The 12,470-nt window shown below is 70.8% G+C and carries 13 protein-coding genes; 4 read left to right on the top strand and 9 right to left on the bottom strand.

The window, feature by feature from the left end; translation table 11 throughout:
• Positions 1-64: 64 nt before the first annotated feature.
• Positions 65-667 carry a Pycsar system effector family protein gene (locus ACZ6AA_RS14240; RefSeq protein ID WP_468481622.1) on the top strand — a complete coding sequence of 201 codons (603 nt, stop codon included), beginning with the start codon at positions 65-67 and terminating at the stop codon, positions 665-667.
• Positions 668-798: 131 nt separating this feature from the next.
• On the opposite strand, the gene ACZ6AA_RS14235 is transcribed toward ACZ6AA_RS14240, so the two are convergent.
• The 6 genes from ACZ6AA_RS14235 to ACZ6AA_RS14210 form a co-directional block, all read right to left on the bottom strand.
• Complete coding sequence (locus ACZ6AA_RS14235; RefSeq protein ID WP_468481621.1) at positions 799-1,401, bottom strand: phage tail protein; 603 nt, start codon at positions 1,399-1,401, stop codon at positions 799-801.
• Positions 1,402-1,777: 376 nt separating this feature from the next.
• Positions 1,778-2,221, bottom strand: a complete 444-nt coding sequence (locus ACZ6AA_RS14230; protein WP_468454259.1) for a PIN domain-containing protein — start codon at positions 2,219-2,221, stop codon at positions 1,778-1,780.
• Positions 2,218-2,478 (bottom strand): ribbon-helix-helix domain-containing protein, encoded by a 261-nt coding sequence (locus ACZ6AA_RS14225; RefSeq protein ID WP_471458147.1) that lies wholly within the window; start codon positions 2,476-2,478, stop codon positions 2,218-2,220. The genes ACZ6AA_RS14230 and ACZ6AA_RS14225 overlap by 4 nt, the downstream gene beginning before the upstream one ends.
• Before the next feature lie 103 nt (positions 2,479-2,581).
• Positions 2,582-3,145: a YdcF family protein gene (locus ACZ6AA_RS14220; RefSeq protein ID WP_468454329.1), complete on the bottom strand. Its 564-nt coding sequence runs from the start codon at positions 3,143-3,145 to the stop codon at positions 2,582-2,584.
• Positions 3,146-3,279: 134 nt separating this feature from the next.
• On the bottom strand, positions 3,280-3,720 hold the full coding sequence (locus ACZ6AA_RS14215) for a VOC family protein (RefSeq protein WP_471458145.1): 441 nt from the start codon (positions 3,718-3,720) through the stop codon (positions 3,280-3,282).
• Positions 3,721-3,972: 252 nt separating this feature from the next.
• Positions 3,973-4,878 carry a LysR family transcriptional regulator gene (locus tag ACZ6AA_RS14210; RefSeq protein WP_471458143.1) on the bottom strand — a complete coding sequence of 302 codons (906 nt, stop codon included), beginning with the start codon at positions 4,876-4,878 and terminating at the stop codon, positions 3,973-3,975.
• A gap of 286 nt (positions 4,879-5,164) precedes the next feature.
• Here ACZ6AA_RS14210 and ACZ6AA_RS14205 point away from each other — a divergent pair, with 286 nt between their 5' ends.
• Both ACZ6AA_RS14205 and ACZ6AA_RS14200 read left to right on the top strand, forming a co-directional pair.
• The gene (locus ACZ6AA_RS14205) at positions 5,165-6,265 is read left to right on the top strand and encodes a M20 family metallopeptidase (protein WP_471458474.1); all 1,101 of its coding nucleotides are present in this window, start codon (positions 5,165-5,167) and stop codon (positions 6,263-6,265) included.
• 51 nt (positions 6,266-6,316) lie between these two features.
• Positions 6,317-6,832 (top strand): hypothetical protein, encoded by a 516-nt coding sequence (locus tag ACZ6AA_RS14200; RefSeq protein ID WP_468454251.1) that lies wholly within the window; start codon positions 6,317-6,319, stop codon positions 6,830-6,832.
• A gap of 55 nt (positions 6,833-6,887) precedes the next feature.
• Here ACZ6AA_RS14200 and ACZ6AA_RS14195 read toward each other — a convergent pair whose 3' ends face one another.
• Positions 6,888-7,127 (bottom strand): hypothetical protein, encoded by a 240-nt coding sequence (locus ACZ6AA_RS14195; RefSeq protein WP_468454249.1) that lies wholly within the window; start codon positions 7,125-7,127, stop codon positions 6,888-6,890.
• Positions 7,128-7,320: 193 nt separating this feature from the next.
• Here ACZ6AA_RS14195 and phoA point away from each other — a divergent pair, with 193 nt between their 5' ends.
• Complete coding sequence (phoA, locus tag ACZ6AA_RS14190; RefSeq protein WP_471458141.1) at positions 7,321-8,700, top strand: alkaline phosphatase; 1,380 nt, start codon at positions 7,321-7,323, stop codon at positions 8,698-8,700.
• An 84-nt stretch (positions 8,701-8,784) separates the two neighbouring features.
• Here phoA and ACZ6AA_RS14185 read toward each other — a convergent pair whose 3' ends face one another.
• Both ACZ6AA_RS14185 and ACZ6AA_RS14180 read right to left on the bottom strand, forming a co-directional pair.
• A complete protein-coding gene (locus tag ACZ6AA_RS14185) occupies positions 8,785-10,914 on the bottom strand; it encodes a TerD family protein (protein WP_471458140.1) in 2,130 nt (709 codons plus the stop codon).
• A gap of 140 nt (positions 10,915-11,054) precedes the next feature.
• Positions 11,055-12,386, bottom strand: coding sequence for a helix-turn-helix domain-containing protein (locus ACZ6AA_RS14180; protein ID WP_471458138.1), 1,332 nt, complete (start codon positions 12,384-12,386; stop codon positions 11,055-11,057).
• Positions 12,387-12,470: the final 84 nt, after the last annotated feature.

The raw sequence follows: 12,470 nt of genomic DNA, 5'->3' as shown, positions 1-12,470 counted from the left end.
CGCCTCAGCGCGGACGAACCAGTGGCCGCCCGTCGGCGTCTCCGCTTCAGGGGACGGAGGCCTCGTGGCACAGGGATTGAACAGTGGCGCGGACCATTCGTCCGACAACTTGAATGACGCGCTCAGGACACTCACCAGCGAACTCGCACGGGCTGACGCCAAGGCAAGCATCGTGCTGGCGATGACCGGCGTGGGCCTTGGCTTCGTGGCAACACAGGGCTCCAGGCACCAAGGCGCAACCATACTGACTGTCGGCGCGGCCGGCGCGATGTGCCTAGTGATTGCCATCGTGGTTCTGCTCATCACCGTCCGACCAGTCCACATCACCACTGTGGCCGCCAAAGGCTGGTCTCGTTGGGCGACTCTGAAACCCGAGGCGCTACGCGACCACATGCGTGCGGATCTGCGAGCCGAGCGGGTTTCATTCCTCTCCCGCGCAGTCATGGTCAAGTTCCGTCGGCTCCGTCTCGGCATCAGCCTGCTATGTGCTGAGCTTGGTCCTGTAGAGCCACGGCCGAGGACGAAGTGCCGTGCCGGACTAGGGCCCGGTCCGGCGGGGAACCACGGGGCTAGCGGGGAGCGCGCTCCCGACCGGTCTGGCCCACCAGCAGTTCCGCCGCTGATCAGCGCGGCAATCATCCTAGAGGGCCCGAGCTTCCCACGCTGAGAGTGCGAGTTCGATTCTCGTCACCCGCTCTTCTTGGAACCCTCGGGTCATGGACCCGGGGGTTCTTTGCTGTGCCCGGAGCTCCGCGCCGTGCGGGTGCTCCGAGCCGCTGGCCCGATCAAGGGAACGCCCTAGCCGACCGACAGGGACGAGAACTGGATCGTGACGCTCTGGGCGGTGCCGGTCTGAGGGTTGTCGACCTTGATGACCCTGGGCTCTTGCAGGGTGTACTGCTTCGTCGGGTTGCCCGCGGCGTCCAACTGGCTGAGGGACGCCGACTCGGGCTGGATGCTGCCGTCGATCAGGTCGGTGAACTGCTGGGACTGTGTGGCGCCGCGGACCACGGTCACCGTGCCCGTCTTCTGCTCGCCGGGAACGAGCCTGCGGTAGGGGGACTGCTGCGTGGGCTGGTCCACCGTCAGTTCGGAGACTCCGCCGAGGGCCTCGGTGCCGCCGCCGACGCTCAACTGGAAATTGTGGGCGCTGAGGGCATCGCCCGGCTGGAGGCCCGCCTCCCCGCCTTCGGACCGGGAGGACAGCTTCGAGCGGTCCTTCGCGCCGCCGTCGGACGGCTTGGCACCCGACTCGGCCTTCTGGGAAGAGCCGGCGCTCGACGCGTCGGTGTCCGAGGAATCGGAGCCGCACGCGGTCAGCAGCCCCAGGGACAGCAAGGCGGCGGTGGCCACCCCGGCCATGCGCATGCGACGGCGCGAGCTGATGGTGGAACGGGTCATGGGGAGACTCCCTGAGCTGTCTGCGCAGGAGCTGTCTGCGCTTGGGCCGTCGACGGCGGGCCGGGGTCACTTCCCTGGTGCCCACCGGTCAACGGCTGCGTGTGTTGGACGACTTGAGTCTGCGAGCTGTCCATCCCAGCCGCCACAAAAGGCGGGCAGGACGGGAAGCCGGAACGCTCTGTCCCCGCTGACCAGGTGAAACGCAGCATGGATGGAACGCTGGGGTGGAACGCCCACGGCGGGAGCGCGGTGTGATCGGCGGGGTGCTCCAGGGCCCGCGCATGGTGCGGGCGGGGCGGGCCAGGTCGGCGAAGGCGTCGTCCAGGTGCGGGCCCTGGATCAGGGCCGGGCCGTGTGGGGGCCGCCGGCAGAGAGGTCAGAGGGGGAGGTCGTCGGGCAGTACCCGGAATGCCTTGTGGCGGCCGAGCGGGCGTACGGCGCGGAAGTCCCGGCGGTCGAGCGTGAGGATCGCGTCCGTGTCGTAGTCGGAGGCCAGGGCCACATTCACCGCATCCGCGAGGTCGAGATCAAGGGAGCTGTAGCGCGCGCGGACGGACTGGGCGGCGCCCAGGTGATCCTCCGTGATCTCCGGCGCGACGACGCGGCCCCGGCGCATCCAGTGCCGGATGTCGTCGATCGCGCTGAGCGCGGCCTCCCGGCCCAGTTCGCGCGTCGCGACGTGGTCGAGCTCGGCGAGCAGAAGCGGGGACATGACGAGAAGGCCGGCGGCCAGAATCGCCTCGTTCGCCGCGGCGTGCTCCGGATGCGTGGCGTCGAGCGCGGCCAGCAGGCCGGAGGTGTCGGCGATGACGATGATCACGCGGCGGTTCCGGCGTCCGTCTCACGGCGTACTGCGTCGGCGACCGCGTCGCGGACCTCGGCCTTGGACGGCGCACGGCCCCGCCCCTCGAAGGTGCGGGAAAACAGCGGCTCGTCCCAGACGCGGTTCGCCATGGCCGCGAGGTGGATGCCTTGGCGAATGATCTCGGCCTCGCTTATGCCCCGGCGCTTGGCGGCCTCCTTGATGATCGCCAGGTCCTCGGGGTCGGCGTAGACGTTGGTCCGCTTCATAGACATGTACCAATGGTAGTCCATGTACCAGATTGGGGCATGTTTGCTCGCGCAGGCACCCCAGTACCCCCAGCCCTCTCCCAAGGCCGCGCCCACGGATCGCAGAGGTTCAGGAAGCGATCAGGCGGCTGGTGAAGCCGTCCCGGATGAGGGATTCGTACGCGGCATGCACCCCCTCCGGAACCTCCTGCTCGATGGCGAACCCGCGCTTCGGATACTCGATGACCCGCTGGAGGTCACCGACGAGCATGTCCACCACGAGCTTCTCGTCGCCGATGCTCTTCAGGTAGTCGTCGAACTCCATCCGCTCCGAGGCGCACACGAACTCGACCTCGGGCCACAGCTTGCGGGCGGTCGCGAAGGACCGGCGCTCCATGTACGGCTTGGAGATCAGGAGCACCGTGGCCGGTGTGATGCCTGCGGCCGCGAGGACGTCACGGGAGAGGGTGATGTTCTGCCCGGTGTTCGCGGCGTTCGGCTCCAGCAGGATCGCGGATGCGGGTACGTCGAGGTCGATGGCGTGCTCGCGGTAGTGCACCGCCTCTCCGCGCGGGAAGCGGGCGCGGGTGGTGGGGCTGTTGCCGCCGCTGAAGACCAGGACCGGGAAGAGGCCGGACCGGTAGAGGTCCGCGGCGGCCGTGGCCACGCCGAGGTCGTGGCTGCCCGGACCGATCGCCGTCGAGCAGGGGCACGCCGCTCCCGAAGGCTGAGCCGGGAGGCTCTGGACCTAGCTTCGAGGTCCATCTCCTGACCCCTGGCCCCTGGCCCCTGGCCCCTGGCCCATCCTCACCCTTCTCAGCGCCCTTCTCAGCTCAGCTGCTCCGCCAGGCCGACGATGATGCCCTCCGGGCCACGGACGTAGCACAGCAGATAGCTGTCCTCGAAGCGGGCGATCTCACCGACGAGTTCGGCTCCGTGCGGGCGCAGGCGGGCAATCGTGTCCTTGAGGTCGTCGACGGCGAACATGACGCGGTGGGTGCCCAGGATGTTGTGCGGGCGGTTGCGCGGGCCATCGCTGATCGCGGCGGGGCTGCGGTACTTCGCCAGTTCGAGGCGGCTGTGACCGTCCGGGGTCCGGACCATCGCGATGTCGCAGCGGACACCGTCGAGGCCGGTGCACTGGTCGGCGACGCGGCCCTCGATCTGCGCCCTGCCCTCCAGCTCCATTCCGAGTTCCACGAAGAACGCGACGGCGGCGTCCAGGTCCTCGACGACGATGCCGACGTTGTCCATCCGCTGAATCGCCATGGTGGTTTCTCCTTCTTCCTGGTGCGGCCGGTGGTGGCCGCTGCTGCCCCAGGGACGGAGCCGGTGGCACGTTCTCGACATCCGCGGACCGCCGAATGTCAAAAGGGGGAGATGGTGATGGGGCGAGATGGTGAAAGGGCGGGAGGGCGGGAGGGTGTGGCGCTCCTGCCACCAGGCTCCCCGGGCGGTGGTTCTTGATCAATTACCTGCGGGGCGGGTCGGTGCGGGTCCCGGATAGCGGTGGCCCGGGCGTCAGGACGGGCGGGGGTTCTTCGTGCGGTGCTCCGTGTGCAGCAGGTCCCGGAGTTTCAGGGCCGCCGGTAGCGGGGTCGCGGGCAGCGCCACGTGGACCGTCCGGTGCAGGGTGCGGTCGGTCAGGGGGCGGAGGGTCAGTTCGGTGGGGACTGCCCAGGCGGCAAGGGAGGGGACCAGGGCCACGCCGAGGCCGGCGGCCACGTAGCCGAATTTTCCGGTCCATTCGGTGATGCGGATGACCTTTCTCGGGGTGAAGCCCGCGCGGGCGCACGCGTCGGCCAGCAGCGTGGGGCGGTCGCCGTACGCGCCCTGGAGCCAGGCCTCTTCGCGGAGTTCGCGTAGGTCGACAGTCGCGGTATCGGCCAGGCGGTGGCCGCGTGGGAGGGCTACGAACAGTTCGTCGTCGCACAGCTTCGTCGTCGTGACGCCGTCGGCCGAGGGCAGGCCCGACGGGTAGTCGCTGACCACGGCCAGGTCCAGGGAACCGTCCGCCAGACGCTGCATCAGCGCCTCCGTCGGGCCCTCCACCGCGACCACCTCCACCTCCGGCCGCGCCTCCTGCAGCGCCCGCAGCGCCCTGGGCACCAGCGCGATGTTGGCCGTGGCGAACGCGCCCACGTGCAGCAGGCCGCCGTGGCCCGCGTGCAGCACCGCCAACTCCCTTTCCGCCCGCTCCAGTCGGTCGAGAACGTCGACGGCGTGCCGGTGCAGCGCGTGACCCGCCGGGCTGAGGCGTACGCCTCTGGGGAGCCGGTCGAACAGCGGGCCGCCCGCCTGCTGTTCCAGCGTGGCGATGCGGCGGGACACCGCGGACTGCGTGTAGTTGAGCCGGGCCGCCGCCCCCGTGAACGATCCCGTCTCGGCCACGGCCAGCAGCAGTCTCAGGGCGTCTGTCTCGAACACGGCTCTACCGCCCGTCTATTGGGGTGCGCGCCCGACAGGGCACCGCGACACATTCCCGAGGCGCATTGATCCCATGCAATCTAGTCGCTGGTGGCATGCGTCGGGTGGTTCTAGCGTCGGATGCGCACGGCGGTACGCGGGGACCCCGGCACTCAAGGGCCCGTACCCAAGGGCCCGGCACCCCAGGGTCCGGAGCGCGGCCCCGGCGCCACGCGCACCCGCTCGCCCGCCCCACCCCCCAGGAGGAAGCGTGCTCTCGCCGACGAAAGACCTCCACCTGCCCGAGATGCTGGCCGATCTGCGGGAGCTCGTACGCTGCGAGTCCTTCTCGGCCGACCATGCCGCAGTCGCTCGTAGCGCCAAGGCCGTCGCCGCTCTCGGCGCGCGGCTGCTCGGGGCCGAGCCGGAGACCATCGTGGTCGACGGAGTGACCCATCTGCGGTGGCGGTTCGGCGCCCCGCGCGTCCTGCTGGTGGGGCACCACGACACGGTGTGGCCCCTGGGCTCCCTCCGGACGCACCCCTGGTCGCCGGCCGACGGGGTCGCCCGGGGGCCCGGGGTCCTGGACATGAAGGCGGGCCTGGTCCAGATGTTCCACGCGGTGGCCTCGCTGCCTTCGCCGGACGGCGTGTGCGTGCTGGTCAACGGGGACGAGGAGGTCGGGTCGCGCAGTTCCCGGGAGCTGGTCGAGGAGAGTGCGCGGGAGGCCTCGGCGGCCTTCGTGCTGGAGGCGGCCGCGGACGAGGCGGGCGCGCTCAAGATCGGCCGTAAGGGGACTTCGCGGTACGAGGTCGTGGTGCGGGGGAGGGCCGCGCACGCGGGTCAGGAACCGCACCGGGGGGTCAACGCCGCGGTCGAGGCCGCGCATCAGGTGCTGGCCGTCGAGGGCATCGGGGCGGTGGTGGGGGGTGCCGACGCCCACCCCCTCCTCGGCCCCACGACCGTCACCCCCACCCTGCTCTCGGCGGGCACCTCCCGCAACACGGTCCCCGCGCTCGCCCGCGTGTCCGTGGACGTACGCGCACCGACCCGGGCGGCACAGGAACGCGTCGACGAACTCCTCCGGGGGCTCACACCCCGTACGCCCGGCGCCGAGTTGGAGGTGGTCGGCGGCATCGCGCGGCCGCCCATGCGGCCGGAGTCCTCCGCCGGACTGTTCGCCCTCGCTTCCCGGCTCGCCGCCGAACTGGGGCAGGAGCCGCTGCGTGGGCTCGCCGTCGGCGGCGCGTCCGACGGCAACTACACGGCAGCCGTGGGGTGTCCGACGCTCGACGGCCTCGGCGCGGTGGGCGCGGGCGCGCACGCCGACAACGAGTACGTGGAGGTCGCGCGGATGATTCCGCGCACCCGGCTGCTGGCTCAACTCATCGCCCGTACACGGCAGTAGACGTACACGGCAGTAGGCGTCCATGGACAGAAGAAGGGGAGGCGGTTCGTCGTGGGGCGAGACGTGAAGGGGGCCCGGCTCGGGCGCGGGCTCGGGCTCGGGGAGGTGCGCGGGAGTTACGCCGTCGCGGGGGTGGGCGGTGCGCTCCTGCAGGTGTTCCGGCGGTTGGTCGTGGTGCTGGTGGCCGCCCTGCTCGTGATGCTGGTCGTGAAGAAGCCGCCGGGGGCGTTCGGCAAGGGCGCCGTCTCTGTGGCCGTGGTGCTCGCCCTCTTCGCCCTCAAGCTGGCCTGGGGGCGGGTGAGCGCCCGGTTCGGGATCAGGAGGTGTTACGTGTGCACGGGCGGCCTGGTCGTCACGAATCTGTTCGGCGGGGTGCGGGACGCGGTGGCGTGGGGCGACGTGACCGTGCTGAACCGGACGGTCGCGCTGTCGGCGTGGATGACGTTCCACAGGTTCGAGATCGCGCGGAACGGGGCGGCGCCGCTTGCGTTCCTGGCGCTGGGGCAGAGCCCTGAGCTGGCGGTGGCGCTGCCGAACCAGGCGGCGAGGAACGGGATTCGGCCGTGAGAGGGCCCCTCGGTCGGCTCCGAGGGGCCCGGGTGGTGTCCGTCCGGCGAGGGGCCTAGCGGCCGGAGTGGTCGATCACGTTGCCGTTCGAACAGTTGTTCTTGTGGAGGCCGGTCCAGTCGGCCAGTGCGGGCACCACGGCCAGTTCCTGCATGCAGACGGCTGCCGCCGTGAAGTTCCAGTTGTTCGCGGCGTTCACGCCCTGGCCGAAGTTGCTGTCGTCGTCGGCGTGGGCGGGGGCGGCGAGGGCCGCGGTGGCGAGCGCGAGCGTGGCGGTGAGGATGATCTTTCGCATGTCCGGGGCAACGACCACGAGGGGGGAAGGGCACGGCGGGGGTGGGCAGGTGGGTGGTCGATGCACGTGCGCGCCACGCGGTCGTCCTCAGGTCATCGAGAAGGCACCGGTACGTCCCGTCCGGTTCATGTGGCGCTGGTGAGGTGGCTGCACCGTACAAGGACGTAACAAAGCACGTTTTGAGGAGTTCGCCATGGCCAGACCGCGTCTGTCCCGTCGTCGCCTGATAGCCGCCGGTTCCGTGGCCGCCGCCACCGCGGTGGCCGTGACCGTCACCGCGTCCGCGGGGGCATCCGACACCAAGGACCAGGCCCAGCGGGCCATCAAGGGCGGCAAGGCGAAGAACGTCATCCTGCTCATCGGCGACGGCATGGGCGACTCGGAGATCACGCTCGCCCGGGACTACACGGTGGGCGCGAACGGCCGCCTCAACATGGACAAGTTCCCGCTGACGGGCGCGTACACGACGTACGCGGTGCACGCGGACGGCACGCCCGACTACGTCACCGACTCCGCCGCGAGCGGCTCCGGCTGGGCCACCGGCGTGAAGACGGTCAACGGGCGCATCTCGAAGACGCCGGGCACCGACAAGGCCGTACCGACGATCCTGGAGCTGGCCCAGAAGAAGGGCTACGCGACCGGCTCGGTCACCACCGCCGAACTCACCGACGCCACCCCGGCCGTGCTCGCCTCGCACGCCACCGACCGCAGCTGCCAGGGCCCGGCCGACATGGCCAAGTGCCCGAAGGACACGATCGCCAAGGGCGGGCCCGGTTCGATCGCCGAGCAGAGCGTGAACCACAAGGTGGACGTGCTCCTCGGCGGCGGACAGCAGCGGTTCGACCAGAAGGTCACGGACGGCAAGTACAAGGGCCTGACCGTCACCGAGCAGGCGAAGAAGCTCGGCTACCAGGTCGTCACCAACGACCGCGAGCTGAAGAAGGTCAAGTCGGTCAAGAACGGCAGGCCCGTCCTCGGCCTCTTCGCGCCCGGCAACGTGCCCGTCGAGTGGACCGGCAAGGCGGCGGCCAAGGGCGGTACGGACCCGCAGCGCTGCACGACCTCCAACCCGGGCCGCCCGGCGGGGACCCCCGCCCTCAAGGACCAGGCGAGCAAGGCCATCAAGCTCCTGGAGGCCAAGCAGAAGAGCGGCAAGAACAAGCAGGGCTTCTTCCTCCAGATCGAGGGCGCCTCGATCGACAAGCAGGACCACGCCGCCGACCCGTGCGGCCAGATCGGCGAGACGGCGGCGTTCGACCGCGCGGTGAAGGTCGCCCGCGCCTACGCCGCGAAGCACCCGGACACCCTGGTCGTCACCACCGCCGACCACGCCCACACCAGCCAGATCGTCCCCCTGGAGGCCCAGCCCCCCGGCCTCTCCTCCACCCTCGTCACCAACGAGGGCCAGCAGCTGAAGGTCAACTACTCCACGAACACCCCGGGCCAGTCCCAGGAACACACCGGCACCCAGGTCCGCATCGCGGCCCAGGGCCCGCAGGCGTACCGGGTCCTCGGGGTGACCAACCAGACGGATCTGTTCACCACAGTGCGGGAGGCTCTGCGGCTGCGCTGAGCCGGGGCACGACCGGGCTGAGGCTCCGCCGAGTCGAGGCTCTGCTGGGCTGAGGGACGCGGCCGGTACTCCTCCGGCGCGCCCTCAGCCCACAGCTGCGCGTTCCGGGGACGGGTTCCGGCGAGGCGCCGGGCGGTCCAGGTGGGTCACCACCGTGGCGTAGAAGCGGTCGACGGCGTCGTCGACGCTGCGGATGAAGCCGGACTCGGCGTTGCCGCGGCTGCTGCCCATGCCCTTGAAGAGGGTGAGGCGGAAGCCGGTGATCGGTGCGTCGTTCCTGGGCAGGAGGTCCGCCGGTTCCGGGCGCAGTCGCTCCAGCGTGCCCCGCGGCCCTCCCGTACCGCCTTCCACCAGGGTTTCGACATGGAGGTCGGCGGGGGCTTCGGCGAGGCGCCGGACTAGGCGTTTGACCCAGGTCAGGGGATAGCCCTGGGCGGGGGCGGAGGTCTCGATGGAGACGCGGAGCTTGCCCGTGCGCAGGTCGGCGGCGATGACGAGGACGCCCGGCGTGTCCTCGATGCGCATCTCCGCCTGCAGCCGCCCCTCGAGGCAGAGTCGGTCCGCCAGGTGGGCGCGTCGGATGCCGGGGTCCGTTCCACGCCGGGAGCGCTGTACGGGCAGCACCTTCTGGCCGAGTTCACCGCCGAGCCTGAGACAGACCTGGCGGATGAGCCGCTCCCAGCTCTCCACCACCTCAAGGCTGCGCGGGTCGCCCTGGCAGAGGGTCTCGTCGTCGATGCCGTTGCGTACCGGCACCCAGGCCGAGCCCATGTTCTGGAAGCCGTGGCAGCCGGAGTTCTCGTGCTGGAGGTAGTGCAGCAGTTCCTGGAGCAGCCACGCGTGCGCGATATTGCCCACGCCCTCGTGCCGGATCAACATCTGTGCCTGGTGGGCCACTTCGGCCCAGGACAGATGCCACAGCGCCACCTTGTGCTTGCGCCGCCCGTCAATCCTGACGTCGACCAGGGGGCTGCCCTCCAGCGCGACGTCGTTCGAGAGCGTGATCACGGCCTCGTAGCCGCGGCGTGCGGCGATGTCCATGTACGCCTGGACCTGCTCGCCCTTGAGAGGGTTCCCGTTGGTCTTCGTCTCGACCAGTACCGTCCACAGCTTGCCGGCCCGCTCGACACGGATCACACCGTCCGGTCGGCGCGGGGAGTCACCGTTGGGCAGGGAAACCTCGGTGAACGTCTCCATGCGGCCCGCCGGGGCCCCGAACGCGGCGGTGAGCCTCCTGCCGAACTCCGGGATCTGCGCCATCACCGACAACAGCACGGAGGTGGCCCGCATTTCCCGGTCTCGGTCGCTCTTGAGCGCGGAGAGCGGGAACAGCCTGGCCTCTTTCCAGGACTCGTTCTCCGCCAAGGACTTCTTGGCCGCCTTCGGCAGGGTGACCTTCTTCTTGGCGGTACGGGGTCGTGCCGGGGCCCTCCTCGGCTGCGCGTCCGCTTCGGGACGTCTCTGCGCCGGGACCGCCTCCAACGTGGGCGGGGGTTCGCAGTCGGCGGCCGGAGCAGGCTCCGGGGTCACGGCCTCGGCCGGAGCCGCGGCCGGGTCCACGTCCGGAGCCCGGGACAGGGCCTGGGTCGGCGTCGCGGCCTCCACCGGCCCGTCCACTGCCTCGCCGTCCAACGCCTCCTCGGCGTCCAACGCCTCCTCGGCAGCCTCGTCGTCGTCGATGTCGACGCCGAAGTCCGTCGCCAGCCCGGCGAGACCGGCGTCGTAGCCCTGCCCGACAGCCCGGAACTTCCACTCCGCGCCCCGCCGGTAGACCTCACCGAAGATGAACGCGCTCACCGAACCCGCGTCCTCGATCGCGAACCGCAGCAGCCCCTCCCCGGAGCCGTCGGCCAACGTGAGCCGCAGGTCGCCGAGTTCGCCGAAGTGCGCCCCGCCGTACCGGCTCGCCGCCACCACGATCCGGTCGACGCGCTCCGGGACCGCCGTCAGATCGAAGCTGATCCGGTCCTTGTCGCCGCTGCCCGTAGGCGTCTTGCCCAGGAGCTGCACGCTCCCGTCAGCGGCGACGGGGTTGTTGTAGAAGTAGAAGTCCCCGTCGCTGCGCACCTTGCCGTCGGCGCCCAGGAGCAGTACGGAGACGTCCGCGTCGCCCTCCCCCGTCGGGCTCGTCCAGTCCAGACTCACGATCACGGAGTCGGCGTTCTCGCTCAGGGTCCCCAGCCCCACATTGGCGCCCTTGCTCAGCTCGTACATGGCCCCACCCCCAATAGCGCACGTCAGGCACACGTCGGCCACCACCCCGTGGCCATGCGTCGACCGAGCCCGTGTGACGTGGCACACACTGACTGCACACGGAACTGTAGTACCGAGCGAGCACAGCCTGTGGCCGTCCGTCAGAAACGCGGACCCCACGCCCCCGACAACCCCCGCGTCACCACCGCACTCAGCGCCCGCACCCCATGCGTCGACCCCGGTGCGATCCCCGTCAGTTCGCGTACGCGGCGCAGGCGGTAGTCCAGGGTGCGGGGGTGGACGTTGAGGGCCGATGCCGTGGCTGTGCGGTTCAGGTCGTGGGTGTAGTACGCGTCGAGGGTGAGGAGGAGGTCGGGGCCGGGGGCGAGGCTGCGGGCCAGGGTGTGGAGCCAGGCGTCGATGAACGGGACGTCCGCCACGGCGAGTTCGACGAAGACGTCCGCCGTGGTGTGCGGGGCCGGGTGCGCCGGGGCTCGGCGCAGGGGGGCCGCTCTGCTGATCCGTCTTGCCCGGTCCAGGGCGTCGGGGAGGTCGGGGAGTGGGGCCGTGGCGGTGCCCGCGGCGTAAGGGGTGGCGCCCAGGGCTTGGGCGAAGTCTCTTACCAGGTCGCACACTTCGGGGGGTTGGGGGGCGTCGGCCTTGGCGGGTGGAGGTGGGAATGGCACGGGTGCCGGGGGCTCTGAGGGTGCTGGGGGCTCTGAGGGTGCTGGGGGCTCTGAGGGTGCTCGGGGCGCTGGGGGCTCTGGGGGTACTGAGGGTGCTGGCGGAACCAACGGCACCAGCGCTATCAGCTCACCCGGCGCCGCGCCCGCCCCCGCGCACCACATCACCGGCACCTGATGCTCCTTGACCAGCGCCTCCACCTCGCCCTCCAGGCCCCCGCGGCCCTCCGCGGCCGGCACCCGGACCACCGTCACCGCGCACCACGCGGGCACCTCCATCCCCACGGACCGGGCAAGTTCGTCCGCCATGGGATCCCCGGCCAGCAGCGCCCTGACCAGGAGCGCGACCTGGTCGACGTACGGGAGGCGATGGCGCAGGGCGGAGACGAAACCCTGGCAGTACGCCTCGATGCCGCGCTCGCCCTGGGCGGCGAACCAGGCGAGGAGTCGGACGAGTTCGTCGGCGTCGCCGTCGCGCTGGGCGTCCGTCGCCTCGTTGACCTCGCGGAGCATGAGGGCGGTGTGCAGGCGCAGGACGCGTTGGCGGGATTCCGGGGACAGGCCGGAGGTGGCTCGGGTCGCGCCCATCGCGGCGATGGCAGCGAGGTCGGACTCGGTCAAGTCGGCGCTGGTGGGGGCCAGTTCGCCGGTGCGGTGGCGCAGCCAGACCGCGTACTCCAAGGTCTCCGCCCTCGCCCGGGCGTTCGTGTCCAGGATCCTGAACTCCGGGATCTCGCGTGCGTACGTCTCGACCTCCCGGCGGGCGCTGCTTGGCGCGCGCCGGGCCAGCTCCGCGAAGAGGTCGCCCATGGGACGGAGCTTGCCATTCCGACCGAATTGATCGACAGGTGAAATCCGGACGGGATTTGTCACTTCGGGTGAATTGGGCGGGCA

Source organism: Streptomyces sp. NPDC040610, from assembly GCF_055594065.1.
Note: the sequence above shows the minus strand (reverse complement) of the source record. Positions and strands in the feature narration are given on the sequence as shown.

Bases quoted from the DNA above. Each gene is read 5' to 3' on its own strand.
- phoA (WP_471458141.1), top strand. From the start codon at position 7,321: ATGGCCAGACCGCGTCTGTCCCGTCGTCGCCTGATAGCCGCCGGTTCC.
- ACZ6AA_RS14185 (WP_471458140.1), bottom strand. From the start codon at position 10,914: ATGTACGAGCTGAGCAAGGGCGCCAATGTGGGGCTGGGGACCCTGAGC.
- ACZ6AA_RS14195 (WP_468454249.1), bottom strand. From the start codon at position 7,127: ATGCGAAAGATCATCCTCACCGCCACGCTCGCGCTCGCCACCGCGGCC.
- ACZ6AA_RS14215 (WP_471458145.1), bottom strand. From the start codon at position 3,720: ATGGCGATTCAGCGGATGGACAACGTCGGCATCGTCGTCGAGGACCTG.
- ACZ6AA_RS14225 (WP_471458147.1), bottom strand. From the start codon at position 2,478: ATGTCTATGAAGCGGACCAACGTCTACGCCGACCCCGAGGACCTGGCG.
- ACZ6AA_RS14235 (WP_468481621.1), bottom strand. From the start codon at position 1,401: ATGACCCGTTCCACCATCAGCTCGCGCCGTCGCATGCGCATGGCCGGG.
- ACZ6AA_RS14180 (WP_471458138.1), bottom strand. From the start codon at position 12,386: ATGGGCGACCTCTTCGCGGAGCTGGCCCGGCGCGCGCCAAGCAGCGCC.
- ACZ6AA_RS14205 (WP_471458474.1), top strand. From the start codon at position 5,165: ATGCTGGCCGATCTGCGGGAGCTCGTACGCTGCGAGTCCTTCTCGGCC.